Genomic DNA, 23,434 nt, shown 5'->3' with positions numbered 1-23,434 from the left:
CCCGCCCCTTCCGCCCCTCGTGTCGGCTGGGCACCGGCACAGCCCCACCTGTCGCGTATTGGGAACGGACACCGGTGCGGACGAAGCGCATGGACGAGCCGAGGGACCGGGTGCTGTGGTGAGCCTCGTTCGGAGGCGACCCACCGCGCCCAGGCCCGCCAGGAGAGACGGCTATGACCCACCCGCACGCCCATCGTCCCTCCCGGCCTCGCCGTCCAGGCCTGTCCTTCGCCGTGGTCAACGGAGCGGCCCTCGCCGCGCATCTGGTGCTCGCCTGCTTCGCCGCCGACCTCCTGGCCGCCTCCGCCCGGGGTGGCACCGGCATCGGCCTGCCGGCGCTCCTCCTCCAGGCCGTCCTGCTGGTGTGGACGGCGGCGCGCTTCGACCGCCGTGCGGATGACGAGCCACGTCAGGGCGGGCGCCGTACCGCGCACGAGCAGGGGGAGTACCGATGACCTCCGTGATCCCGCTCGCCGCGCCGGGCGCTCTGGACAGGGACACCCAGGCCCTGGTTCTCGCCGCCTTCGTGGCGTTCATCGTCCCCGTCCTGTTCCTGTGCGTCCTCAGCGGCCCCGAACGGGACCGCGTCAACGACTTCTACACGGCGGGCCGCACCCTGCGACCGCTGCGGGGCGCCCTCGTGCTCTCCGGCGTCTACCTCTCCTCGGCCACCGTGCTCGGCACCACCGGAAGCGTCGCGGTCTTCGGGTACGACGGCCTGTTCATCGCGCTCTGCACGGTGCTCTCCCTCAGTGTCCTGCTCCTGCTCGCCGTGCCCCTGCGCGAACGCGCCGGCTACACGCTGGGCGACACGTTCGCCCTGCGGACCCCGGGGCGCGCGGTGCGGATCGCGGTCGCCGTCGTCACCCTCTGCACGTGTGTCCCCTATCTGGTCGTGCAGCTCTCCGGCGCCGGAGTGACCACCGCGGCGCTCCTCGGTCTGTCCGGTCCGGGCATCGAGAAGACGGCCGTCGTCATGATCGGCGCTCTCGTCGTCTGCACGACGGCCTTCGGCGGCATGCGCGGTACGGTCGTGATCCAGGTGATCAAAACGGTGGTCCTGGTCGGTGTGGCCGTGGCCGTCTCGGCCGTGCTGCTCCACCGCTTCCACTGGAGCACCGACTCCCTGATCGCCGCGGCCGAACAGGGAAGCGGCCGGCCCGCCGCCTACCTGCGTCCCGGCCTCCGCTTCGCCGGCAGCGGCGAGCCGGCGGCCACCCTCGACTTCGTCGGGCTCATGGTCACCATCGTGCTGGGCGTGGCCTGCCTGCCCCATGTCGCCCTGCACGTCGGCACGGCTCCCGACGCCGCCACCGCCCGCCGCACCGTGCGCCACACCCTCACGATCGTCGCGGTGTTCTGCCTCGCCACGGCCCTCATGGGCTTCGCGGCCTCCGCGCTGATCGGCGCACCGGCGATCCTGGCCGCCGATCCGGGCGGCAACGGCGCCCTGGTGATGCTCGCGAGCGAACTGGCGGGCGGTTCGGCCGCCGACACCGGCGGGGCGCTGCTCGTCGTCCTGGTCGCCTCAGGGATCTTTCTCACCACGCTGGCCGTCGTCGCGAGCGTCACCCTGGCAGCCGCGGGGACGATCGCCCACGACCTGTACACCCATGTCCTGCGCCGCGGGCGGACGACCGAGGGCCGCGAAGTGGCCGCCGCACGCCTGGCGTCCGCGGGTGTCGGCGTACTGAGCATCGCCCTGGCGGTCGGGGTCCAGGGGTGGAACGTCCTGTTCCTGACGGCTCTCTCCCTGGCGGTGGCCGCCTCCTCTCTCCTTCCCGCGCTGGTGTACTCCCTCTTCTGGAAGCGCTACACCCGGACCGGGCTGCTCTGGACGCTGTACGGAGGTCTGGGCTGCGCCGTCGGGCTGCAGCTGTCCGGCCCGGTCTTCTCCGGCAACCCCTTGGCTCTCTTCCCCGACTGGCACCTCGACTGGTTCCCGCTCCAGACGGTCGTCCTCGTGTCGATGCCCGTCGCCTTCCTCCTCGGCCGGCTGGGCAGTGTGGGCGCTGCGGGGTCGAGGCGGCGCGGCGCTCCACCCGCTGGTGGTGGGCAGCGTGGACGTACGCCGGCCGACGCGTTCTAGCGTTCTGGTGTTCTCGCGTTCCGGCGCGAGGAACCGAGGCGGTCGGCCGCCGTTCGCCACGCGGCGGTCACCGCGGTGTGGGCCTGCGCCGTGCGCGCCGCGCCGTCCCCGGTCAAGGTGAGGGGTGCGCCCACGTGGACGTGCAGGTCCGGTCGGCGCAGCGGCGCGGTGGCCACGCCGGCGAGTTGTTTCGCCGCGTTGCCCGAGGTGACCCGGCGGGCCCCGGCCTGACCCACCGGAACGACGGGAGCGCCGGTGCGGTCGGCCAGACGAGAGAGGCCGCTGCGGAAGGCGCGGGGAGGTTCTTCGCCGGCGTCGCGGCGGCTGGGGATGCCGCCCTCGGCGTAGATGAGGACGAGGCGGCCCTCTTCCAGTGCCTTCGCGGCGAGGTCGAGGGCGTCCGAGGCCCGTCGATCGTTGCGGATCACGGGGATGTGCCCTTCGCGGGCCAGTGCCCGGCCGAGCAGGGGGATGCGCCACAGGCCCGCGGCGGCCACGACGACGGGCGAGACGCCGAGTCGGCGGAGGGCGGCGAGCACGATGGCGGGGTCGGCGAGCGAGGTGTGGTTCGCGGCGATGATGCTGCCGGGCGCCAGTTCGGCCCGGTCGTCCACGGTCACGGCGAGGCGCCCGACCGCGGGCACCAGGATGTCGGCGATGCGGCTGAGCATCTGGCTCTCCCCCTTGTGTCGACGGTGTCGTTCCTCATCGTCGGCGGCGCGAGGACAGGCGGGGTGAGCTCTCGTACTCAACTTCGCGCGTGCGCCGTACCCAGACCGGACAGGGCCGGCAGGGCCGACAGGCTGGTGCGGCCGCATCGGCACGGCCGCACCCGGACACCGTCCGACGCTTCGCCGGCTAGCTCGCGTAGGTCTCGAACTCGGCGACCTTCGGTGTGCCGGTCGAGCTGGTGATCTCGAAGGTGATCTTGTTCAGCGAGGTCCGGGGGACGGTGATGACGCCCGCCCCGCTGCCGGAGGTCAGGACGGCGCCGGTGTCGGCGTTGACGACCCGCCAGGACCTGATGCCGCCCGCGGAGCCTGCCGCCTCCCGGATGTTGATCTTCGATACGGTGGTGGCGGTGCCCCACTTGATCGAGATCAGGCCGGTCGAACCGGCCGGCGACCAGTAGGTGGCCATGTCTCCGTCGCGCACGTTGCCGTAGCTCGTCCCGTCGGCCTTGCTGGAGCCGTCGGAGCCGGCGCCGATGCTGAGGTTGCTTCCCCCGGGCTGGGTCGGTCCCGGCGTGGGGGTGGTGGGGGACGGCGTCGGGGTGGTCGGTGACGGTGTGGGCGCGGGGGTGGTCGGGGCCGGTGTCTGCGGCGAGCAGGTGCCGTTCGACTCCTGCAGACCCTTGTTGGCACCGGCGATGCGGCTCACGACGTCCGGTACGCAGCCGGCCACGTCGAGGCTGAAGGGGTAGGGGATGCTGACGGTGGTGTTGGACTGCGGGTTCGGGCCGGCCGGGTTGTTGTCGGTGCCGCGGGCGGACCAGGTCACGTTGTCGAAGGTGTTGCCGCTGACCTGCCAGTATCCGGCCGCGTCGGTGTAGAAGGTGCCGAGGACGTCCTTGGAGTCCTTGAAGTAGTTGTTGTCCACCCTGGCCCGGGCCCCGGCGCGGGAGTTGATGCCGGACTCGTTCAGCTTCACGTAGTAGTTGTTGTACATGTGCGCGACACCGCCCCGCAGCAGGGGTGCGCGGGAGTCGATGTTCTCGTACAGGTTGTGGTGGTACGTGATGAAGCTGTTCGAGAGGTCGCTCTCGCTGGACCCGACGAGACCGCCGCGGCCGGAGTTGCGCAGGGTGCTGTAGGACAGGGTGACGTACTGGGTGTTGTCCTTCATGTCGAAGAGGCCGTCGTACCCCTCCGACTCCCCGCCCGACGCCTCCAGGCTGACGTGGTCCACCCACACGTTGCGGACGCCGCTCTCCATGCCGATGGCGTCACCGCCGTTGGACGTGGGCGAGCCCGACTTCTTGACGTTCCGTACCGTCACGTTCTGGATGATGATGTTCCTGGCTTCGCGTATGTGGATGCCCACTTGATCGAAGACGGCTCCGCCGCCGACTCCGACGATCGTGACGTTGCTGATCTGCTTGAGCTCGATCACGCCGTCGGCGGTGTTGCAGCTGGTGCCCGACACCTTGCTGGTATTGCCGTGGTTGATGGTGCCCTCGACCTGGATGGTGATCGGGGTGCTGCTGCCGGCCCGGCCGCACAGGGCCGCGTGGATCGCGGTCCCCGTGGTCGCCCGCACCGTCTGCCCGCCGGCACCGCCGGTGGTTCCTCCGTTCTGCGTCGCGTATCCGGTGGCACCGCCGGTCGCCGCCGACGCCTGGGGCGTCGCCAGAACCACACCGGTCGCGGCCGCGAGGGCCATCGTGCCGAGTGCCACGGAGAGTCGCCGTGCGACTGGTCGCTTCATCTTCGCCTCGCCTCTCGTACCCTGAATGGAAAGCGCTTACTGTCAGGTGACAATAGGGCGGCCCCCACGGAGCCGACAAGGTTCGCGCACGTACGGAAATGAGCAACTGCCAGACGGCACAAGGCAGTTGGTCCGGGTTCCGTCGGCCGACGCGTCGGGCGTACACCCCTGACCTGGGGACGGCCCGAGGTTGCGCCGTATGCGAGAACGTCACGAAAAAGCCTTCTCGCGGTTACACAGCCGGCCCCCACCCCGTGCCACTCTCCCGGTGACGACAGATCAACACGCGTAGAACCCGGTGCCGTTGAGCGGGTGCCGGGAATTCGACGCGTGCCGTCCCCGAGAAAGGGCACCCCCATGTCCGTTGCCCGGACAGGCAGATGGAAGGCGCTGGCGGCAGCCATATCCGCCGTCCTCCTCGGCCTCACCCTTCCCACGGTCGCCGCGACCCCCGCGAGCGCCACGACCACCGCCTACGACAGCACGTACTACAAGAACGCGATCGGCAAGACCGGTACGAGCCTCAAGTCCTCGCTGCACACCATCATCAGCAGCCAGAGCAAGATCTCGTACGACGCGGTCTGGAACGCGCTGAAGGTCACCGACCAGGACCCGAACAACACCAACAACGTGATCCTGCTGTACAGCGGCACCTCGCGCAGCAAGGCCCTGAGCGGCGGCGACGTGGGCGACTGGAACCGCGAGCACGTGTGGGCGCAGTCCCACGGCAGCTTCGGCACCTCGGCGGGGCCGGGCACCGACCTGCACCACCTGCGCCCCGCGGACGTCCAGGTCAACAGCATCCGCGGCAACAAGGACTTCGACAACGGCGGCAGCCCGGTCAGCGGCGCGACCGGCAGCTACACGGACAGCAACTCCTTCGAGCCGCGCAACGCGGACAAGGGCGATGTGGCCCGCATGATCCTTTACATGGCCGTCCGCTACGAGGGCGACGACGCCTGGGCCGACCTGGAGCCCAACGAGTCGACGAGCAACGGCAGCGTGCCGTGGCACGGCCGCCTCTCGATCCTCAAGCAGTGGAACGAGCAGGACCCGCCGAGCGCCTTCGAGGAACGCCGTAACGACATCATCTACGGCACGTACCAGGGCAACCGCAATCCGTTCATCGACCACCCGGAGTGGATCGAGGCGATCTGGTAGCCGGCCTCCGACGACGGCCTCGGCCGACGGCCCGCTGAGCGGTGGGGTTCCGGCGTTCAGGGGGCCGTGAGTCCGAGCAGTGCGCGGACGGAGGCGTACTTGGCGGTCAGGCGGTCCCGGGTCGGCTCGTCGAGGACGGCGAGGCGGGCCGGGTCCGCGTTGTGCGCGAGGTCGGCCTCCTTGACGAGGAGCGCGCCGGGGACGGCGAGGATGCGGCGGGCGTACGACGCCGTCTCCTCGCCCGGTCGCCTGGTGAGCGCGAGGACCATGTCCTTGACCGCACGGGGCAGTTCGGCGTTCTCCAGCCACTCGGCGGTGAGCGCGTCGTCCTCGACGGAGTCGTGCAGCCAGGCGGCGGCGATCTGATCCTCGGTCCCACCCCGCGCCCGTACCCCCTCGGCGACCGCCCGCAGGTGCTCGGCGTACGGGCGGCCCGCCTTGTCGGTCTGGCCCGCGTGGGCGGCGACGGCGAGGGCTTCGACCTGGGCGAGGGTGAGGTGCGGCATGCCTCGACTGTACGGGTCGGGGCGGGGCGCTGGGCGGGGCGGGGCGAGTGGCCGGCCGCGCCGTCAGAACGCGTTGCGGCGGCGCATCATGAACGGACGGCCGTCCGGGTCGACCAGGACGTGGTGCAGCGGGGTGGCGAGGAGCCGCTGGATCCTGGGGAGTTCGGGCGGTGCGTAGCGGCGGAGGCGGCCGGGCGGCCGTGGACCGCGGCGGTCGCCGTCGTGCCACTCCTCCAGGGCCGCGGCCGTCTCCTCGAAGGCGCGGAAGGCGGCCTCGGGATCGCACAGCGCGTCCTGCGACCAGGGGCCGGCGTCCTGGGCGTCCAGGTGCTCGCGCATGAGCTCCAGGCGCAGGTCCCGGGCGAAGGTGCGGGCTCCGTCCCCCAGTCCCGCCGGGTCGAGGGGCGGGCGGGGGTCCGCGCTCCGGTCGAGGACGGCGCAGCTGAGCTCCGAGTCATGGGTCCACGAGCGGAGGTTGACGTTGTCGGAGCCCACGGATGCCCACACGTCGTCGATCACGCACACCTTGGCGTGCACATAGACGAGGTTGCCGGAGTGGTTCTCCAGGCCGTACACCGCGACCCGGTCCCCGCCGGCGCGGCGGAGCTCGTCCAGGGCCGTGATCCTTCCGATCAGGTTCATGGGGCGGGTGAGCCGGCCGTTCTGCTCCGGGACCGGGGGGATGACGGCGATCAGCCGCAGCCCCGGATGTCTGCGCAGCGCCTGGGCGAAACAGGCGATCACACGCGGCGACCACAGGTACTGGTCCTCGAGGTAGATCAGCGACCGGGCCCGCCGCAGCGCCTTCAGGTATCCCCGCGCGATGCTGCGCTCGCCGTCGGGCGCGAAGGGGTAGCCGCCGAGCAGCCGGTTGGGATAGGTCCTCAGCACCTGCACGGTGTGCGTGCCACAGGGCGCCGGATCGGCCGACTGCGGGGGCAGGCCGCCCGCGTCCTCGTCCTCGTGGTGCAGCCGCGCGCGCAGACGGGTGAGGGGGCTGCGGGAGAGCGGCGCCGGGTCCTCCCACCGCTCGCGGAAGACGGCCTCGACATCGCCGACCGCCGGGCCGCGGAGGGCGAGCTGGACGTCGTGCCAGGGCGGATGGGGGCCGTACTCGGGGGCCATGGGAGCCGGCTGGCGGTCGCCCCGGTGGTGGGCGTCGTCGTTGCGGTTGTGGCAGAGGTCGATCCCGCCGATGTAGGCGACGTCGAGCTCCGGCCGGCCGGGATGGCGGAGCACCACCATCTTCTGGTGGTGCGAGCCCCCCGGCCGTACCCGCATGTCCAGCAGGCACTCGCCGCCCGCGTGCTCGATCTCCTCCCCGAGGTGGCGGTTCTCCTCCTCGCTGAAGTGGAGCTTGTCCAGGTGGGAGCGCCAGAGCAGGCCCTTGACGATGACGCCGCGCTCGGCCGCCCGGCCCAGGACCCTGCCGATCTCGGTGCCGGGCCCGTCGAGCCGCTCGTCGGGATCGCCACGCCAGTCGGTGAACAGCAGCAGATCACCCGCGCGCATCGCGTTCACGGCCTTCAGGAGTTCGGCGAAGTACGTGGCGCCGTGGACCAGGGGCCGTGCCAGGTTGCCGTCGGACCAGGCCTGCCCTTGGGGGTGTCGCCGGTCCAGGCGGGTCGCGGTGTTGCCTCGTTCGTCGGCGGCCAGGAGCCAGTCTGCGTACGTCACGGCGCCCTCCTCCGCGTGCGGCTACCCAGGGCGCGTCCCGCCCACGCGTCCGCCGAGGGGTCCCGCCCCGACGCTCGGGGGGTGCGCGGCTCAGCGGGCGCCGAAGACCTGCGTCCAGTAGGGGCCGCCGTCGCGGTGGATACCGATCCCGATCTCCTTGAAGGAGCAGTTCAGGATGTTCGCCCGGTGCCCGGGGCTGTTCATCCAGGACTCCATCACCTGCGCGGCGGTGCGCTGGCCCATCGCGATGTTCTCGCCGTAGGTCGACCAGCGGTAACCGGTGGCCGTGACCCGCTCCCCCGGTCCCTCGCCGTCGGGGTTGGTGTGGTCGAAGAAGTCGCGGGCGGCCATGTCCTCGGAGTGCCCCTGGGCCGCTTCTGCCAGCCGGGCGTTCTCGGTCAGGGCCCCGCAGCCGGCCTCGGCCCGCTCGGAGTTGACGAGGCCGATCACCTGCTGGGCGGCGGTGGCGTTCGCACCGGAGCCCCCGGTCTCGGCGGCGGGCTGCGGCGGCCGGGGCGCGGGCGACGCGGCGCGGGGGGCCGTCGTGCGCGTGGGCGAGGGCTTCGCGGTACGGGTCGGCCGCGGCGAGGGGCTCGCGGTGCGGGTGGGCGGCACGGACGTCGACGGGGCGGCCGTGGGGGTGGGGTCGGCCGTGGTCGGCGTGGCGGGAGAGGCTGTCCGGACGGTCTCGGACGCCGCGGCGCGGGTCGCCTCCCCGGCGTCCACGGTCCCGTCGGGCCCGCTGACCACGGAGTAGGACCCGCCGGTGACCGCCACCACGGCGACGGCCCCGGCGACGACCGCCCGGCGACGCCCGCGCTGCTGCTGCCGCCGCCTCCTGCGAGCGCCGCGAGGGCCGGCGGCGGAGGTGTCGCCCGGGCCCTGGGGCCCGTACGACGCGGTGGGCCGGTGCGATACGGCGGGCTCGTGCGACACGGCGGTCTCGTACACGCCGGTCGGCTCGTACGCTCCGCCCGGCCGGTGCGCTCCGCCTTGCTCGTACGCGGCGCCCGGCTCGTGCGTTCCGGTCGGCCGGTGCGCTCCGCCTTGCTCGTACGCGGCGCCTGCCTGGTGTGCTCCAGCGGGGCCGTACGGCGTCGGCGGCGGGGAGGCTGCCGCGGCGGCGAGTCCGAAGCCCGCGCTGTCCCGGACGCTCGCGAGCAGCAGCGCCGCCGGGGGCACCAGCAGCAGACCCGCGAGCAGGCCTTCGGCGGGGACGAGGCCGCTCCACAGACCCGCGCAGTGAGCGCAGGCGCGGGCGTGCCTGGCTATTCGTTTGCGCCAGAGCGCGGAGGGACGGCCGTCCCAGCCGCCGAGCTCGGAGCGGAGCGTGGGGCACAGCGGGTTCTCCGACAGGGCGCGTACGACGACGCGGGCGGCCTCCAGCTGGGCCTTCATCCGCTGCACCCGCACCGCGGTGTGCTGCGGGGACAGCTCGAGTGCGGCCGCCACCTCGTGGCGGGTCAGCTCGCCCGCGCACTCCAGCCACCACAGGGACAGCAGGGCGCTGTCGTCCGGCTCCATCCAGCGGGTCGCCTCGGCGGTCTCGCGCCGCTGACCGGACAGGTTCAGGCGGACCACGGTCAGGTCCACGAAGTCGGCGCCCGGCTGAGCGAGGTCGCGGGCGTCGTCGAGGACGTCTGTGGGGAAGCCGGACCGCTGCCGGTGCCAGTGACCGCGGATGCTGTTCATGGCGATGGCCACCAGCCAGGACCGGAAGCTGTCCGGGGAGCGCAGGCCGCCGAGCCCGTCGAGCGCTCGCAGCATCGTCTCCTGCACGACGTCGTCGACGTCGTGGTGGCCGTTCATCGCCCGGCCCACGATGTTGTAGACGAGCGGCAGGTAGGCGGCGATCAGCCGGTCCTGCGCCCACAGGTCTCCGCCCTGCGCCGCCCTGACCAGTTCCGTACCGCTCTGTCCGCTCATGCCCTGTTTCATCTGCCTGTCCCGCCTGTTGTCGATGCCCAACACCTGGGAGATGCGCGGGCCGCCACCCGATAACAGGAAACGCCGAGAAATCCGCGTCGCGGCAGCCTACGCGGTGGCCAAAAGGGGACGCGTCGCGGGGGCGGGGACTCTCCTCCGTCCGCCCGGCGCGACGGGCGGAGCACCCGGGCCGGGCCCGAACGCGTCCGCGCGGGCAGCCCGAGGCTGCCCGGCGGAGGGTGGATCATCAGGTCGTGCCCGGCGCGCGTCAGGCGCTGTCCGGGGCGCTGGTCGTTCGGGTGTGACGGACCACGGCCGAGCCGGCCATGACGACCACGGCCACGGCGCTCAGCAGGGCTGTCGCCTTCGCCCAGGCGAACGTGGAGCCGAGGCTGCTGTCCAGGAGATCGACGGTGCGGGCGCTCGCGAGTCCGTGGAGCGCGATGACACCGACGGCGAGCCCCGCCGCGGCGGCCCAGACGATCAGCGTGTCCCGTACCGCCAGCCATACGGCGCAGAGCAGGCAGAGGACGGTGATGACCACGGACAGCATCCCGTTGCCGCCCGAGCGCAGGCCCGCGAGATCCATGGGCACATGGATGAGGCCGCAGGCGAACAGCGCGATCGTCGCCGGCCAGCGCAGGGCCGACCGGAGCGCCGGGGAGGAGGTGTGGCTGCCGGGGCCTGTCGCCAGTGCACCGTCCAGGACCGACTTGGACCGCTTCTCGCCGCCTCGGCGGCGCTTCTGGTCGGCGTCGAGGACGGGGACGGCGTCCTTGTCGGCCTTCGCCCCCTCGTCCTGGCCGGGCCCGGCCTTCCGCTCCTTGCCGTCGCCGCCACCGCTGATGGGGCGCCAGTCGCTGCTGTCGGTGCCCAGGATGTTCACGAGCTGCACCACATCCTCGATCGAGCGTCCCACGGCCGCCGCGCGCAGTGTGGTTTCGGCCTGGTGGAGGTCGTAGCCCGACGCGTTGAGCAGCGCGAGCAGCTGCCGCACCTCGTCCAGGGGACGGGAGACGGCGGCGGCGCGGAGCGCCACGTCGGCGGGACTGGACACCTGTCCGGTCTCCTTGAGCCGGGCGACCAGGGAGGCGACCTCCTCCACCGGACGCTCGGTCGCCGCCGTCCACAGGAGGGTGTGCACCGCCTCGTCGCCGTTCTCGGCCTCGGCCTCGGCTTCGGTGTCGGTCTGGGGCTCGGCCCGGGTCTGGGTCTGGGGCTCGGTCTGTGTCCTGGCCTCGGCCTTGACCTCGGTCCCAGCGACCTCGGCCTTGACCTCAGCCGGGGCCGGGGCGGGGGCCGGAGGGGGTGCCGGGGCCGGCGCTCGGGCTTCGACCTTGTCCTCGGCGGGAACCGGTTCCTCCGCCTTGGCCGGGGCCGGGGGCGGCGCCTCGGCTTCGGCCGGGACCGGCGCCTGGACCTCGACCTTGGTCTCGGCCGGGGCCGGGGGCGGCGCCGCGGCCGGTGCCGGTGCCGGTGCCGGGGCGGCGGGTGGGAACGCCGGGGCCGGGGGCGGCGCCGGTGCTCGGGCCGGGGCCGGTGCGGGAGCCGGAGCCGGCGCCTCCTCGGGGCGCATCGGCTCCACCACGGGCTCGTGCCGCTCGGTCACCGGGCGGGCGGCTTCGTCGGGGTGCTCGGGGCCGGCCAGAGCCGCCGCCACGACCGGGACGCCGGGTACTGCGGGCGGCGTGGTCGGCCGGGCGGGGATGTTCGGCAGGCTGGTCGGAGGGTGGGCGGAGACGGCGAACCGGTGGGCCGGCGTCTTGGCGGGCCCGGCGGTCTGGTCTATGTCGTCTTCCGCCGGATTGCTGTGGGAGAGATCGGGCGTCATGTCGCGGGCTCCGTTCGTGGAACATCCGGTAGGCGTCCACCGTGGCTGTCTCGTGATGTGCCAGAAAGCGCACACTTACCTACAACTAGTACGCAGCTTCTGACACTGCGCCATCCGGGAAAGCCCGTGCTGGGCCGACGGAGCGACAAGGCCGCCCGTGCCGCGCTCTCCGACCTCTGCGCGAGGGGGTTCCGCTCGGAGCCGGCACGTCACCCGACGCTCGACGAGGACTCCGGTGGGCGTGCGCCCGCACGGCTTCCGCGCAGCGCGAAGGCGCACCACAGGAGCGCCGCCGTCAGTGCGGCAGCGGCCATCGCGGCCAGCACCATGGCCTCCGGCCGCCAGCCCAGGGAGAGCCGGGTCCCCAGGGCCGTGAGCACGAGCGCGATCCGCCCCGGGGCGTAGAGGGGCACTCTGGCCGCGGCCGCCCGCAGCGCGACCGCGACGGCGAGGCCGGTCGCGGTCCAGGCGCCCAGATAGGGCCAGAGGTTCCCCGGAGCGGTGGACGGCAGTCCGTACTGCTCAGGGCCTATCCGGAAGAGGCCGGTGGCCCAGCCGAGGGCCACACCGGCGGCGGTGACACCCACCGCCCACAGGGCGTGACGCCACAGCGGACCAGGCCTGACGGCCTCGTCGGGGTCGTTGGAGTCGCCGGGGTCGTCGGAGCCGGAGGGTTCGAGCAATTCGATCATGCCCGTAAAGACGCGGCTCGACGGCCGACCGTTGCCCCGAAGGAACAGGGGGAAGCGGGGCCGAAGCCGGGACGCACGTCAGTGCGCCGCGTGCCCCGTGCCGGCGGAGGCGGGGCGGATCCGCATGCCGGGCCGGCGCCGGTGGACGGTGAGATACGACATGCCCTGCTCGCCCGCCACGAGTGCGCGGGTGGAGCCGTGGGGCAGCCAGGTGAGGGCGCCTTCGCCAAGTGGGACCGGCCCTTCGGCGGTGACCAGGGTGGCGTCTCCCGTGACGACCAGGAGGAGGACGTCGAGATCCGGCTCGGTGTGGGCGTCGACGCGTCGGCCGGGCGGAAGGCGGACGATGTTGGCGTCGAGCTGCCGACCGGGCTCGGACAACCGCCATACCGCGCCCGCGCGTTCCGGGTCGAGCCCCTTCAGCGTTCCCGTACCGAAGAGAATCTTCGGCACCGGTCCGCTGTCGGCCGGGGGCGAGTAGCCGCCGTCTTCGGCTGTCATGCGATCCACCATCCGCTAGGCGTCGTCCACCGCCGACGGGCCACCTCCCCAAAGGCCCGGCGTCGTAAGCGCCCCGCCGACGTCCCGCCGACGCCCCGTCAACACGCCGGTAGCGCGCCCGCGAAGCAACCGACACGATCACGGACGCCAGTTGAAGGGGAATCTAACATCCGCCTACCGCACCCTGCGTTCCTCCAGGGGCGCGAGCGTCGGTGCGCCGTCCGGCCGGCGCGGGAGGTGGGGTGTGTGGTTGACCAGGCGGGCCGAGTTGCCGACGACGGCGATGCTGCTGGTGTTGTGGAGAAGGGCGGCGAGGACGGGGTTCATGGAGCCCCCGGCGCCGGCCAGGAGTCCGACGAGGTTGACGCCGATGGCGAGGCCGTAGTTCTGCCGTACGACCCGGAGGGTGTGCCGGCTGAGTTCGACGACGGCGGCGACCTGGCGCAGGTCGTTGCCCGCGAGGGCGATGTCGGCGGTCTCCAGGGCGACGTGCGACGAGTGTTCGCCCATGGTGATGCCGATGTCGGCCAGCGCGAGGGCGGGGGCGTCGTTGGTGCCGTCGCCGACCATGGCGACCGTGTGCCCCTCAGCCTGGAGGTCCCGGATCAGCTGGAGCTTTCCCTCGGGCAGGGCGTGGGCGTGAACCTCGGTGATACCGAGGGCGTCGGCGACGACCTGGGCGGTCTCCGGCGCGTCGCCGGTGAGCAGGACCAGGCGGGAGACTCCGAGGTCCCGAAGCTGCTGGACGACGGTCTCGGCTCCGGCGCGTACGGCGTCGGAGACACCGAGCATGCCGATCAGGTCCTCGTCATGGGCGAGGCAGATGACGGTCTCGCCGCCGCCGCGAAGGCGTTCGGTCCACCCCTGCGCTTCCTCGGTCAGGTCGACGCCGTGCTGACGCAGCAGGGCCGGGCTGCCGACGAGCAGCCGCGTGCCGTCGAGTTCGGCGCGCATGCCCATGCCGAGGACGACTTCGCAGGCCTGGTGGATCGGCACGTGCAGGTGTCGTTCCTCGGTCTGGGCGACGATGGCCTGGGCGAGCGGGTGGCGGGCGTGGAGTTCACCGGAGGCGGCCAGGCTCAGCACCTGGTCGGCGGTGAAGCGGTCGCTGAGGGTCACCACGCTGGTGACCAGCGGACGGCCGAAGGTGAGGGTTCCGGTCTTGTCGAACACCACGGCGGTGACCCGGCCGACGCCCTCCAGATGGGTGCCGCCCTTGATGAGCGTGCCGCGGCGGGCTCCGTTGCCGATGGCGGCGCTGATGGCGGTGGGCGTGGCGAGGCCGGCCGCGCAGGGGCAGGCGATCAGCAGCATCGTCATGGCCCGCCTGGCGTCACGGGTCGCGGCGTACGTGAGCGCGGCCAGGGCGAAGGAGACGGGGACGAAGCGCTGGGTGAAGCGGGTGGCCACGGTCTGGATGGGGGCCCGGTCGGCCTGGGCCTCCTCGACCCGGCTGACGATCCGGCCGACCGTGGTGTCCCGCCCGACGGACTCCGCCCGGACGGTGAGGGAACCGGAGGTGACGATCGTACCGGCGTAGACGTGTGAGCCCTCCCTGGCGTAGACGGGCAGGGCCTCACCGGTGACCGCGGCCTGGTCGACGAGCGCTTCGCCGGAGAGGGCGTGTCCGTCGACGGGGATGCGGTGGTGCTCGTAGACCACGACCACGTCGCCCGGTTCGACGTCCTCCAGCGCCACCTCGACCTCGACACCGTCCCGTACCAGCCAGACCCGCTCCTCTCCGATGGTGAGCAGTTCCTCGATGGCCCGGCGCGTGCGGCGCAGGGTGACGGTCTGGAGGAACTCGCCGATGTTCAGCAGCCAGAGCACGGTCAGGGCCACGACGTTCTCGCGCAGGACGAGCGAGATGACGGTCGCGGCCGTGACCAGGCTGTCGGTGCCGGGATGGCTGCGGCCGCGAAGGGAGCGCAGAGCGCCCCGGAAGAACGGCAGACCGGTGAAGACGGTGACCGCGCCGAGGAACCCGGACGAGCCGACCGTCATGCGCGGCCGGCCGAGGAGGCGCCGGAACGCCACGATCGCGAGAACGGCCCCTCCGACGACCAGCCGGGCGAGTTCACCGGTGGAGGAGTCGGGTGTGGAGCGGGTGGGCCTGGCGGGCGCGGAAGCGGGCGGGGCCTCTTCGAGGGCGGCGATCAGGGCGTCCGTGTCGAGACGGTCGGGCGCGACCCAGACGATGACGCTTCCGGTGCGGGGGAAGATCCGCAGGGCGCGGAAGCCGTCGATCCCGGTGAGGCGCTCGTCGACCAGTCCGGCGCTGCCGGGGCGGGCCCTCACCCAGGGGACGGTCAGTCTGACCCGGCCCGTGGCGACGGAGCGTACGGTCACGGCGGGGGCGGTCACGGCAGGGGGGGTCACGGCAGGGATGTCCCCGGCGGGGGCGGTCGCGGCGGACATGGTCAGTGCTCGTGGCCGTGGTCGTGGCCGTGGTTGTCGACGTCGACCGCGGAGGGCGGCGGTACCTCTTCGCCGAGCGTGGTCCGGGCCTCGGCGACCACGTCGCCGGCCTTGAGGCGGGCCTCTTCGGCGGCGGAGGCGATCCAGCGGCCGGCGACGATGCCGCCCGCGATGGATCCGACGAGTGCTTTTCGGGCCGCGGGCCTGGCGTCCGGCAGGCGTTTGATGATGAGCCCACCCACCACACCGGAGATCGCGTAGTGAGCCAGCTTGCCGGCGGTGGCACTCGCGAGGGTGAGGGGATGCATGGAGAACTCCTTCCGCCTGTGCCCGGACGGGCTCGACGGACCTCTCTTCAGACGGACCTCTCTTCAAGTGTGCGCCCGTCGGCGGGGGGCGGGCGAGCCCGCGAGCCGGCAGACCAGGTAGATCACGAAGGAGATCGTCGTGACGTAGGGACTGATCGGGACGGAACTCCCCAGTGCCAGCAGGATGCCGCCTTCCATCGAGACGAGGGCGAAGAGGACGCTCAGCGCGGGCAGCAGGACGGGAGACGAGGTGACGCGGGCGGCGGCGGCCGCGGGCGTCACGAGGAGGGAGAGGACCAGGAGCGCTCCGACGATCTGGACGCAGAGGGCGACCGCGAGGCCGAGGACCAGCATGAACGCGAAGGACAGGCCGCGGACGGGGACGCCTCTGGCCTCGGCGACCTGCGGATCGACGCTGGCGAAGGTGAGGGGCCTCCAGACGACGGCGAGCGCGATCAGCACCACGAGGGACGTGCCGACGAGCCATGCCGTACGGGGGGTGTCGACGGCGATGATCTGGCCGGTGAGGATGCCGAACTTGTTGGCCGCCCGGCCTTGGTAGAGGGACAGGAAAAGCACGCCGAGGCCCAGTCCGAACGGCAGAAGGATGCCGATGATCGAATTTCGGTCACGCGCGCGGACGCCGAGGACGCCGATGGCGCCGGCCGCGAGCAGGGAGCCGACGATCGATCCCGCCACGATGTTCAGGCCCAGCAGGAGCGCCGCCGCGCCGCCGGCGAACGACAGTTCGCTGACGCCGTGGACGGCGAACGGCAGGTCGCGCAGGATCACGAACACCCCCACGAGGCCGCCGACCAGGCCCAGGAGAGCGCCGGCCAGGAGGGAGTTCTGGGCCAGGGAGAGCAGTTCGCCGTAGTCGTCGAAGTCGAAGATCCGCCCCCAGACGCCGGGGTCCTCCCCGTCGGCGAGCGGGCGGTACGGCGGCGTCACGGCCCGTCGCCCCCGTGCGGCGGCTCGGACGCGTGGTCGTGGACGGTGGCGGCGTCGGGCGCCCCGACGACGACGATCCGGCCCCGGACACGGAGGACGTCGATCCGTGTCCCGTACAGCTCGGACAGGGTGGACGAGGTCATGACCTCGTCCGGCGGCCCGACCCTGAAGCCGCCCTGGGCGAGGTAGAGGACGCGGTCCACCAGACCGAGCACCGGGTTGATCTCGTGGGTCACGAAGACGACGGCCGTGCCGGCGGACCGCCGCCGCTCGTCCACGAGGCGGGTGACGGTGCGCTGGTGACGCGGGTCGAGGGAGAGCAGGGGCTCGTCGCAGAGCAGGAGGCGCGGATCGCTCGCGAGCGCCTGCGCGACGCGTACGCGCTGCAGCTCGCCGCCGGAGAGGCGGCCGAGGGGGACGTCGGCGTAGGGCGTGGCTCCGACGTGGGCGAGGAGTTCGTCCACCCGGCGGCGGGTCGCGGCGCGCGCGGGTGTCGGGCCCCAGCGGTGCCCGTCCATGCCGAGTCGTACCAGGTCACGGGCGCGGAGTGTGGAGTGGGCGGCGAGGGCCGTGTGCTGGGGGATGTAGCCGATGCGGCGGTTGCCGCGCCGGGGAGCCTGGCCGAGAACGGTCAGCGATCCGCCGGTCGGACTCTGGCCGCCGAGAAGCACCCGCAGGAGGCTGGTCTTGCCTGATCCGTTCGGGCCGAGCACCGCGAGGAACTCCCCCGGCCGGATGTCGAGGTCGAGGTCACGCCAGAGCACCCGGGGTCCGTACGCGAGTGTCGCCTCCCGCAGGCTGACGACCGGCTCACCCGCACCGGCGGGGGCCGTCACGCTCGGGCTCGGACCGGGGCTCGGAGCCGGACCGGGGCCCGCGCTCGGACCGGGGCTCGGAGACGGACCGGGGCTCGGAGTCGTACCGGGGCCCACGCTCGGGCCATGGCTCGGGCCATGGCTCGGACCGGCGACTCTGCCCGGGCCGGAGAGTGGTGCGGTGGCCTCCGTGCGGTCCATCACCTGTCCAGTGCGTTCCCTAGGGAGTCGATGGTGGCGGACATCCAGCCGATGTAGTCCTCGCCCTCCGGGAGGGTCTCGGTCACGGGGACGACCGGGATCGCGTTGTCCTCGGCGGCCTGCCTGACCTTCTCCGTCTGGGGGCCGGAGGTCTGCTCGTTGTAGACGAGCGCCTCGACCTTCCGGTCGGTGAAGAGTGCGAGCGTCGTCCGCAGGCTTCTCGGGGAGACCTCCTCACCCTCCTCGACGGCTTGGCTGAAATCCGCTGGTGTGCTGTTGCGCAGCCCGCACGCCTCGGTCAGGTAGAGCGGGACCGGCTCGGTGACGGCGACGGCGGCGCCGGCGTGGTCGGCCTCTATCCGGGCCGTGTCGCGCTGGAGGCTCGTCAACTCGTCCTTGAACGCCCCGGCGTTCCGCCGGAAGGCGTCGGCGTCCTCGGGGGCGGCCTCGGCCAGGGCGCCGGCGATCCGGTCGGCCAGCCTCCCCATGGTGGGGAAGTCGTACCAGAGGTGTTCGTTGAAGTCCTCGTCGGCGTCGGGGTCCTTGCCCGAGACCTCGACGACGTCGACGACCTCGGCCGAGGTGTTCCGCGCCGCGGCGCGCATCCGGTCGACGAAGTCGTCGTAGCCGCCGCCGTTCTCGACGATCACCTTCGCCTTGGACAGCGCCAACTGGGTCCGGCTGCTCGCCTCGTAGGAGTGGGGATCCTGCGCCGGGTCGCTGATGATCGAGTCGACGCGCACCCTGTCGCCGCCGATCCGCTCGACGATGTCTCCGTACACGTTGGTCGAGGCGACGACCGGGACGACCGTCCCCGCGGCCTCCACGGTCCCGGCGGCGCCCCCTGTCTCGACGGCGGTGACACCGCCGCAGCCGCAGACCAGGAGCAGCGCGACGCCGGAGAGGAGATGCCGGCGGCGGGGCGAGGAAACGCGCATGGGTGCGTCCTTCAAGCCAACCGAAACGGTTATCACTTAGATTGTCGTCCCGGGGCCCGCCGCCGTCCAACGGAGGCCTTGCGCGGAGCCGTACGCCTCTCTACTCTCCCGGCGAATGGATAGGAAGCTTTCCTAACCACGGATCGCTCTGATCGGACGCCACGTCCGGAGACAAGGAACGACCACCCCATGAGCCGAAGAGGCATATCCCTTCTCATCGCGTCGGCACTGCTGCCCCTGCCCCTGCTCGGGCTGCCCCAGGCCGCCTCCGCCGCCGACACCCTGGTGTCGGTCGGCAAGCCGGCGACGACCTCGTCGATCGAGGGGAGCGGGTTCGAAGCGGCTCTCGCGGTCGACGCGAACACGGCCACCCGCTGGGCGAGTGCCGAGGGCGTCGATCCACAGTGGGTCAGGATCGACCTCGGCGCCCCGCACACCATCTCCCGTGTGAAGCTCAACTGGGAGGCCGCGTACGCCAAGACGTACCGGATCCAGACCTCCTCCGACGGTTCGACCTGGACCGATATCCACTCCACGACGGCGGGCGACGGCGCCGTCGACGATCTGACCGTCTCCGGCACCGGGCGCTACGTCCGGATGTACGGGACGAGCCGCGGCACCCCGTACGGCTACTCCCTCTGGGAGTTCGAGGTCTACGGCTCCCCCGCCGGCAGCGGCGACACCGCCGCGCCGAGCGCCCCCGGCAGCCTCCGCTCGACCGCGTCGACGTCGACGAGCGTCTCGCTCGCCTGGAACGCGGCCACCGACAACGTGGGGGTGACGGGCTACAACGTCTACCGCGGCGGCGCACTCGTCGGCTCCACCACCGGCACCACCTACACCAACACCGGCCTCACGGCCCCGACTTCGTACAGCTACACCGTGAAGGCCCGCGACGCGGCCGGGAACCTGTCGGCCGCGAGCAACGCCCTCACCGTCACCACCCCGGCGGTCCCCTTCGGCAGTCACCTCAAGCCCTACGCCTCCGGCATGCTGAAGCCGACCGGCACCCAGTCGGCGATCGACCAGAAGGTCGTCGACCACTACAAGGCCTGGAAGGCCGCCTTCGTCCGCCAGAACTGCGGCAATGGCTGGTACCAGGTGATCTCGCCCGACGCCGACCACCCCTACGTCGCCGAGGCGCAGGGGTACGGGATGGTGATCGCCGCGACCATGGCCGGGGCCGACCCCGACGCCAAGAAGATCTTCGACGGTCTGGTGAAGTGGAAGATCGACCACCCCTCCGCCATCAACCCGAACCTGCTGGCGGCCGAGCAGGACGTCACCTGCGAGAGCGTCAACGGCGGGGACGGCGCGACCGACGGTGATCTGGACGTGGCGTACGGGCTACTGCTCGCCGACAAGCAGTGGGGCAGCGCGGGGACGTACAACTACAAGGATCTCGCGGTCAAGCACATCAACGCGATCAAGCAGGACGAGGTCAACCCGGCCACGAACCTGCTGAAGCTCGGCGACTGGAGCAGCTCCGGCGACCAGTACTACTACATCTCCCGTACGTCGGACTGGATGATCGACCACCTCCGCGCCTTCCGTACGGCGACCGGCGACGCGGCCTGGGACACCATCCGCGCCGCGCACCAGAACCAGATCGCCGGCCTTCAGGCGGCCTACGCGCCCGGCACCGGCCTGCTCCCGGACTTCGTCGTCGACACGAACACCACGCCGAAGCCCGCCGCTGGCCAGGTCCTGGAGGACCCCAACGACGGCGCCTACTGGTGGAACGCCTGCCGTACGCCGTGGCGCATCGCCGACGACGCGGTCACCAGCGGGGACGCGAAGTCGCTCGCCGCGGCGCGCAAGCTGAACAGCTGGATCAAGACGAAGACCGGCGGCGACCCGAACAAGATCGCCATCGGCTACCAGCTCAACGGCGCGCAGATCTCGGCCGGCAGCGAGGCGGCGTTCTTCGCGCCGTTCGCGGTGGCGGCGATGACCGACGCGGGCAGCCAGGCGTGGCTCGACGCGCTCTGGAACAAGATGCTGGCCACTCCCGTCGACACCAGCAGCTACTTCGGGGCGAGCATCCAGCTGCAGGTCATGATCACGGCCTCCGGCAACCACTGGGTGCCGTAAGCGGCCCGACCGTGCCCGCCGGGCACCTCGGACCCCGGGCCCGCCGGGCCGGCATTCGCCGGTCCGGCGGGCACGGCCGTCGCTCCGTGGCCGAGTCGGCCCCCTTGCGATGCACCCCCGGCACCCTCGCGACATCGAACATGCCTTGCGCATATGCGTCATGAATGCACGTCAGGCACCGTCAGGTTCGCTTTCCGCACGTCGTTGACACTGCACGACGCCCTGAGGTTAATTAATCAACGAGTGGCCTGATGCGACTCCGGCGGACCCGACCGCCGTCATAAGTACCCGCTGGGGGGAGCGAGTTGGAGGCCACGACAGCCGCGCGTCTTCACTGAGCGGGTATGTGCGCAGCAGACTTCTTCAGGGGGGATCAATGACCCGGCTCAACTCCTTCACCGTTCCCGACTTCCATCTTCCGTTCGGCAATTCCAAGCATCCGCAGGCCGCGCAGGCGAACGTCGAAGCCACCTCCTGGGTGGTGCGCCACGAGCTCGTCACGGACGCCATGGACCAGTTCACGGGCATCGGCTGCGGCCATCTCGCGGGCCGGGTGAGCGGCGAGGTCGCCTACGACCGGATCCTCCTGCTCGCCGAGTGGATGGCCTGGTCCTTCGTCCTCGACGACCAGCACGACCACCTCATCAGGACGGGTGACGTGGCGGCCTGGGAGCCCGTCGCCGAGGCGATCACCACCTACCTGGAGACCGGGACGGTCGGCAGGACCTCCCCGCGGCACAACCCCCTGGTGGACGGGTTCGTCGACCTCTGCGACCGCATCCTGGCCGGCATGTCCGAGGCGACCGCCGCCCGCTACCGGTCCCATGTCCCCATGATGCTGCGCTCCTTGGACCAGGAGGCGGTCAACCGCGAGGCCCCCGGCCGACCCTCGGTGGCGGAGTACGTCGTGATGCGCCGGCACAGTTCCCAACTGCTGCCGATGATGGACATGGTGGAGGCGGGGCTCGGCATCGACCTGCCCCAGCGGATCCACGGACTCCCGGAGTTCCAGGAGCTCATCGCGAGCGCCGTCGACATCATCTCGTGGGCGAACGACGTGTTCTCGCTGCCGAAGGAGTACGCCTGCGGGGACCACAACAACCTCGTCTCCCTCATCGCCCACCACGAGCGCCGCTCGCTCTCCGACGCGGTCCGGGAGGTCGAGAACCGGATCCAGATCCGCATCGAGGAGTATCTGGCCGGGAAGAAGCACCTCTTCGAGGCCCTGGACACCGACGGGACGACGAGCCCGGAGCTCCGCGAGACGGTCTCCCGGTGCGTGCGCAGCTACGAGGACTGGATCATCGGCACGGATCTGTGGCAGCGTTACGAGTGCACGCGGTACAGCGACGAACGGTTCGCGGCCGGGCTGGAGTCTGCGTACACCCGCCCGGACCTGATCTCGGTGGCATGACAGGGAGTCGTTCCATGACAGGTCTGGAAGTCTCCGGCTCCGCGGTCCAGGCGCCGGTGGCTCCGGGGCGCATACCGCTCCTGGGTCATGTGCCGCGGCTGATGCGGGAGCCGATCGCGTTCCTGGAGTCGCTGCGGGACCACGGCGAGGTCGTACGGCTCGACATCGGGACATGGCCGGTCCTGGTGCTCACGAGCCCGGACCACGTCCACACCGTTCTGGTCCAGCAGGCCCAGAAGTTCGGCCGCGGCAGGGTCTTCGAGCGGCTCCGGCCGATGTTCGGCAACGGCATCGTGACGACCGACGGCGACTTCCACCGCAAGCAGCGCCGGATGATCCAGCCCGCCTTCCACCGCGACCACATCACCGAGTACACCGAGACGATGGTCCGGCAGGCGGAGGCGATGTCGTCGTCATGGACCGCGGGCCGCGAGGTCTCGATGGTCAACGAGACCCGCCGGTACGCCCTGTCCTCGGTCGCCGAGATGATCTTCTCCGGCGACCTGAGCCGGCCGGCCGTCGCGGAGGTGCACCGCTCGCTCCCCATCGTCCTGGAGGGGATGCTCCTGCGGGTGGTCATGCCCAAGTCCCTGGACCGGCTGCCCATCCCGGTCAACCGGCGGTTCGACTCCGCCGCCGCGCGCCTGCGTCGCATCATCGACGAGGTGATCGCGCGGTACCGCACCACCGAGGAGGACCGGCCCGACCTCCTCTCCCTGCTGCTGTCCAGCGTGGACGCCGACACGGGCGCCCCGATGACCCCCGAGCAGGTACGGGACGAGGTGATCGCGATCATGTTCGCCGGCACGGAGACGCCGGCGACCACCCTGGCCTGGATCTTCCACGAACTCGGCCGCCATCCCGAGGTGGAGAAGCGGCTGCACGCCGAGGTCGACACCGTCGTGGGCACGCGCCCGGTCCGCCCCGAAGACCTCTCACGGCTCACCTACACGAACCACGTCTTCCAGGAGGCGCTGCGCCTCCACTCGCCCCTGCTCTTCACCCGGCGCGCTCTGGTCCCGCTCACCCTCGGCGGCGTGTCGATCCCGGAGGGCGCCGAAGTGGCCTACAGCCCCTACGCGTTGCACCGTGACCCGGCGCGGTTCCGGAACCCCACGGTCTTCGACCCGGACCGGTGGGCCGAGGACGCGGTCGAGCGGCCGGGTGCGCACACGTTCGTCCCGTTCGGGGCCGGCCAGCACAAGTGCATCGGCGATCAGTTCGCGGTGGCGGAGATTCTCATCGCGGTGGCGACCGTGGCGTCACGGTGGCGTCTGACGCCGGCCCCGGATGTCACCGTGCGCGAGGTCCCCGCGGGCATCCCGCAGCCGAGCGAACTCCCCATGATTCCCGTCGCTCGCCACTGACCGCTCCCGCCAACTCCCGTCGTCCGCCGCGCACTTCACCGCCATGAAGGGCGCGAAGGTTACCGCATCATGACCACGTCTGTGGTGAGATGCCGGAAAAGAAGCTTTGAGCAACATC

The 23,434-nt window shown here is 71.8% G+C and carries 19 protein-coding genes; 6 read left to right on the top strand and 13 right to left on the bottom strand.

Features of this window, described 5'->3' with window-relative positions; all coding sequences use genetic code 11:
* Positions 1-173 precede the first annotated feature (173 nt).
* The gene (locus ACF06X_RS31705; protein WP_392290751.1) at positions 174-455 is read left to right on the top strand and encodes a hypothetical protein; all 282 of its coding nucleotides are present in this window, start codon (positions 174-176) and stop codon (positions 453-455) included.
* Positions 452-2,089: a cation acetate symporter gene (locus tag ACF06X_RS31700; RefSeq protein WP_392290750.1), complete on the top strand. Its 1,638-nt coding sequence runs from the start codon at positions 452-454 to the stop codon at positions 2,087-2,089. The genes ACF06X_RS31705 and ACF06X_RS31700 overlap by 4 nt, the downstream gene beginning before the upstream one ends.
* Here the strand turns inward: ACF06X_RS31700 and ACF06X_RS31695 are convergent.
* The gene (locus ACF06X_RS31695; RefSeq protein ID WP_392290749.1) at positions 2,086-2,760 is read right to left on the bottom strand and encodes a lysophospholipid acyltransferase family protein; all 675 of its coding nucleotides are present in this window, start codon (positions 2,758-2,760) and stop codon (positions 2,086-2,088) included. The genes ACF06X_RS31700 and ACF06X_RS31695 overlap by 4 nt on opposite strands.
* A 187-nt stretch (positions 2,761-2,947) precedes the next feature.
* Complete coding sequence (locus ACF06X_RS31690; protein WP_392290748.1) at positions 2,948-4,516, bottom strand: polysaccharide lyase family 1 protein; 1,569 nt, start codon at positions 4,514-4,516, stop codon at positions 2,948-2,950.
* Between the two features lie 357 nt (positions 4,517-4,873).
* Here ACF06X_RS31690 and ACF06X_RS31685 point away from each other — a divergent pair, with 357 nt between their 5' ends.
* Positions 4,874-5,677 (top strand): endonuclease I family protein, encoded by an 804-nt coding sequence (locus tag ACF06X_RS31685; RefSeq protein WP_392290747.1) that lies wholly within the window; start codon positions 4,874-4,876, stop codon positions 5,675-5,677.
* 56 nt (positions 5,678-5,733) lie between these two features.
* Here the strand turns inward: ACF06X_RS31685 and ACF06X_RS31680 are convergent, their stop codons facing one another.
* The 11 genes from ACF06X_RS31680 to ACF06X_RS31630 all read right to left on the bottom strand — a co-directional run bounded on the left by ACF06X_RS31680 (position 5,734) and on the right by ACF06X_RS31630 (position 18,441).
* A complete protein-coding gene (locus ACF06X_RS31680; protein WP_392290746.1) occupies positions 5,734-6,183 on the bottom strand; it encodes an HD domain-containing protein in 450 nt (149 codons plus the stop codon).
* Between the two features lie 63 nt (positions 6,184-6,246).
* A complete protein-coding gene (locus tag ACF06X_RS31675; protein WP_392290745.1) occupies positions 6,247-7,860 on the bottom strand; it encodes a phospholipase D family protein in 1,614 nt (537 codons plus the stop codon).
* 90 nt (positions 7,861-7,950) lie between these two features.
* Positions 7,951-9,786 carry a sigma-70 family RNA polymerase sigma factor gene (locus ACF06X_RS31670; protein ID WP_392290744.1) on the bottom strand — a complete coding sequence of 612 codons (1,836 nt, stop codon included), beginning with the start codon at positions 9,784-9,786 and terminating at the stop codon, positions 7,951-7,953.
* 268 nt (positions 9,787-10,054) lie between these two features.
* Positions 10,055-11,617 (bottom strand): hypothetical protein, encoded by a 1,563-nt coding sequence (locus tag ACF06X_RS31665; protein WP_392290743.1) that lies wholly within the window; start codon positions 11,615-11,617, stop codon positions 10,055-10,057.
* Positions 11,618-11,826: 209 nt separating this feature from the next.
* A complete protein-coding gene (locus ACF06X_RS31660; RefSeq protein ID WP_392290742.1) occupies positions 11,827-12,309 on the bottom strand; it encodes a hypothetical protein in 483 nt (160 codons plus the stop codon).
* A gap of 78 nt (positions 12,310-12,387) precedes the next feature.
* Positions 12,388-12,810, bottom strand: a complete 423-nt coding sequence (locus ACF06X_RS31655; RefSeq protein WP_392290741.1) for a cupin domain-containing protein — start codon at positions 12,808-12,810, stop codon at positions 12,388-12,390.
* Positions 12,811-12,984: 174 nt separating this feature from the next.
* Positions 12,985-15,159: a heavy metal translocating P-type ATPase gene (locus ACF06X_RS31650; protein WP_392290740.1), complete on the bottom strand. Its 2,175-nt coding sequence runs from the start codon at positions 15,157-15,159 to the stop codon at positions 12,985-12,987.
* A gap of 71 nt (positions 15,160-15,230) precedes the next feature.
* A complete protein-coding gene (locus ACF06X_RS31645; protein WP_392290739.1) occupies positions 15,231-15,536 on the bottom strand; it encodes a DUF1490 family protein in 306 nt (101 codons plus the stop codon).
* Positions 15,537-15,599: 63 nt separating this feature from the next.
* Positions 15,600-16,487, bottom strand: coding sequence for a metal ABC transporter permease (locus ACF06X_RS31640; RefSeq protein ID WP_392290738.1), 888 nt, complete (start codon positions 16,485-16,487; stop codon positions 15,600-15,602).
* On the bottom strand, positions 16,484-17,323 hold the full coding sequence (locus ACF06X_RS31635) for a metal ABC transporter ATP-binding protein (protein WP_392290737.1): 840 nt from the start codon (positions 17,321-17,323) through the stop codon (positions 16,484-16,486). The genes ACF06X_RS31640 and ACF06X_RS31635 overlap by 4 nt, the downstream gene beginning before the upstream one ends.
* A 179-nt stretch (positions 17,324-17,502) precedes the next feature.
* Positions 17,503-18,441, bottom strand: a complete 939-nt coding sequence (locus ACF06X_RS31630) for a metal ABC transporter solute-binding protein, Zn/Mn family (RefSeq protein ID WP_392290736.1) — start codon at positions 18,439-18,441, stop codon at positions 17,503-17,505.
* Positions 18,442-18,630: 189 nt separating this feature from the next.
* Here ACF06X_RS31630 and ACF06X_RS31625 point away from each other — a divergent pair, with 189 nt between their 5' ends.
* From ACF06X_RS31625 to ACF06X_RS31615, 3 genes are all read left to right on the top strand, one after another.
* The gene (locus ACF06X_RS31625; protein WP_392290735.1) at positions 18,631-20,535 is read left to right on the top strand and encodes a glycosyl hydrolase family 8; all 1,905 of its coding nucleotides are present in this window, start codon (positions 18,631-18,633) and stop codon (positions 20,533-20,535) included.
* Positions 20,536-20,911: 376 nt separating this feature from the next.
* On the top strand, positions 20,912-21,949 hold the full coding sequence (locus ACF06X_RS31620; protein WP_392290734.1) for a terpene synthase family protein: 1,038 nt from the start codon (positions 20,912-20,914) through the stop codon (positions 21,947-21,949).
* 14 nt (positions 21,950-21,963) lie between these two features.
* Entirely contained in the window at positions 21,964-23,316 is a 1,353-nt protein-coding gene (locus ACF06X_RS31615; RefSeq protein ID WP_392290733.1) for a cytochrome P450, read from the top strand.
* Positions 23,317-23,434 lie beyond the last annotated feature (118 nt).

Origin of the sequence: Streptomyces sp. NPDC015346, assembly GCF_043078785.1 — a bacterium.
Lineage (GTDB): Bacteria > Actinomycetota > Actinomycetes > Streptomycetales > Streptomycetaceae > Streptomyces.
This window is presented reverse-complemented; position numbering and strand designations above follow the sequence as displayed.

Bases quoted from the DNA above. Each gene is read 5' to 3' on its own strand.
- ACF06X_RS31705 (WP_392290751.1), top strand. From the start codon at position 174: ATGACCCACCCGCACGCCCATCGTCCCTCCCGGCCTCGCCGTCCAGGC.
- ACF06X_RS31700 (WP_392290750.1), top strand. From the start codon at position 452: ATGACCTCCGTGATCCCGCTCGCCGCGCCGGGCGCTCTGGACAGGGAC.
- ACF06X_RS31695 (WP_392290749.1), bottom strand. From the start codon at position 2,760: ATGCTCAGCCGCATCGCCGACATCCTGGTGCCCGCGGTCGGGCGCCTC.
- ACF06X_RS31690 (WP_392290748.1), bottom strand. From the start codon at position 4,516: ATGAAGCGACCAGTCGCACGGCGACTCTCCGTGGCACTCGGCACGATG.
- ACF06X_RS31685 (WP_392290747.1), top strand. From the start codon at position 4,874: ATGTCCGTTGCCCGGACAGGCAGATGGAAGGCGCTGGCGGCAGCCATA.
- ACF06X_RS31680 (WP_392290746.1), bottom strand. From the start codon at position 6,183: ATGCCGCACCTCACCCTCGCCCAGGTCGAAGCCCTCGCCGTCGCCGCC.
- ACF06X_RS31670 (WP_392290744.1), bottom strand. From the start codon at position 9,786: ATGAGCGGACAGAGCGGTACGGAACTGGTCAGGGCGGCGCAGGGCGGA.
- ACF06X_RS31665 (WP_392290743.1), bottom strand. From the start codon at position 11,617: ATGACGCCCGATCTCTCCCACAGCAATCCGGCGGAAGACGACATAGAC.
- ACF06X_RS31660 (WP_392290742.1), bottom strand. From the start codon at position 12,309: ATGATCGAATTGCTCGAACCCTCCGGCTCCGACGACCCCGGCGACTCC.
- ACF06X_RS31655 (WP_392290741.1), bottom strand. From the start codon at position 12,810: ATGACAGCCGAAGACGGCGGCTACTCGCCCCCGGCCGACAGCGGACCG.
- ACF06X_RS31645 (WP_392290739.1), bottom strand. From the start codon at position 15,536: ATGCATCCCCTCACCCTCGCGAGTGCCACCGCCGGCAAGCTGGCTCAC.
- ACF06X_RS31630 (WP_392290736.1), bottom strand. From the start codon at position 18,441: ATGCGCGTTTCCTCGCCCCGCCGCCGGCATCTCCTCTCCGGCGTCGCG.
- ACF06X_RS31625 (WP_392290735.1), top strand. From the start codon at position 18,631: ATGAGCCGAAGAGGCATATCCCTTCTCATCGCGTCGGCACTGCTGCCC.
- ACF06X_RS31620 (WP_392290734.1), top strand. From the start codon at position 20,912: ATGACCCGGCTCAACTCCTTCACCGTTCCCGACTTCCATCTTCCGTTC.
- ACF06X_RS31615 (WP_392290733.1), top strand. From the start codon at position 21,964: ATGACAGGTCTGGAAGTCTCCGGCTCCGCGGTCCAGGCGCCGGTGGCT.